This window comes from Micromonospora sp. NPDC004704 (assembly GCF_053601675.1).
The window spans coordinates 1-1,414 of the sequence record NZ_JBSGCD010000081.1 but is presented as its reverse complement, the minus strand read 5'-3'; the positions used below and the strand labels follow the sequence as shown (position 1 = coordinate 1,414).

Sequence of the window (1,414 nt, the reverse complement as noted above, 5' to 3'; positions counted from 1 at the left end):
ATCTGGCACCCCTCTGTGTCAAGAGGCGGTGAGTAGTGGTGTTCTAGGCTGGTGACTGGCGGGTCCGGGAAGTGACTGTTCCGAAGTGTCGATCATGGGGATTTGATCGGCCGCGCTGGATTGGAGAGTCGCCCCCACGTGTCCTCCCGGGCCCGTCCCGACCTCGTTGGCGTCTTTGATCATTTGCCTGTAGACGATGTCGGACAGCCGGCGTTTGAGTGCGCGCATGGCTTCCATCGGTGTCTTGCCTGTGGCGAGTTTGCGCCGGTAGTAGGCGCGGCCTTCGGTGTCGTGGCGTAGTTGGACGACGGCCATGATGTGCAGGGCCCGGTTGATGCGCCGGTTCCCGGCCCGGGACAGGCGGTGGCGTTGCTGGTCGCCGGATGACGCGTCCAGGGGCGCGGTGCCGTTCCAGGAGGCGAAGTGCCCGCGGCTGGCGAACCGGCTGATGTCACCGATGTCGCCGATCAGGCGGGCGGCGCCGGAGGGGCCGATGCCGTTAAGGCCCCGCAGACTGCTGCCGGTGGTCTCGACGAGCTCGGTCAGTTCCTTGTTCGCGGCCTTGATCTTCTTGTCGACCTGCACCAGTTCCGTGATCAGCTCGGAGGCCAGCCGGCGGCGAGTGCGCCCGACCAGATCGCGCGGCCGGATCGTGTTGAGCAGGGTCCGCGCCTGAGCGGCGGACAGGAACTTCTTCGCCCCACCGGGCAACAGCTCCAGCAGCAGCTTGTGGATCCGGTTGACCAGGTCGGTGCGGGCGCGACCGAGACCGTCGCGGTGGTCAACCAGCAGCCTCAACGCAACCGTGACATCGTCGACGGTGACCTGCCGCAAACCCTTCGCCCGCAGGGCTGCCACCGCGACGCTGTGGGCGTCGACCGGGTCCGTTTTGCGACCCTGACCAGTGTCGAACACCCGGGCCCGCGCGGACAGCTTCGCCGGCACGTCCACCACCGTCTCACCGTCGGCGACGAGGCGTTGAGCGATGTGCCGGCCAATGCCGTTGCAACCCTCCACCGCCCAGATCCGGTCCTTGTGCTGCCGGCCGAGGTTCAACATCGTCTGGTAGCCGTCGCGGTCGGTGGTGAACCGGCCCTGCGCGAGGACCTTCTCGCGGTGGTTGATGATTTCGATGGTCGCGGACCGCTTGTGCGGATCCATACCGATGATGACCTGTCCCACGCTCGTCCTCCTCGATCAGACCGGGCCTGAATCCGGCGAGGAGGGCAGCGCTACTTCGAGCTGGGCAGTCCCCTCTTGAGCCTCTCCGCGCCACGGTGACCGGCAGGACGCATGCCAGATGAGAGCCACACCAAACCACGGTGGGCAGCCGCCGAAAGAGCGACCCCGCCGGTCACCTCGACCAAGCCTGGCCGGGCTGCGGTCGTAACACCAGTAGATAAGTAGCCGCCGA

1 protein-coding gene is annotated in these 1,414 nt (G+C 66.7%); it reads right to left on the bottom strand.

Annotated features, from left to right (window positions below; genetic code table 11):
* Positions 1–18 precede the first annotated feature (18 nt).
* Positions 19–1,182 (bottom strand): IS110 family transposase, encoded by a 1,164-nt coding sequence (locus tag ACWEFB_RS38250; RefSeq protein ID WP_452293109.1) that lies wholly within the window; start codon positions 1,180–1,182, stop codon positions 19–21.
* Positions 1,183–1,414: the final 232 nt, after the last annotated feature.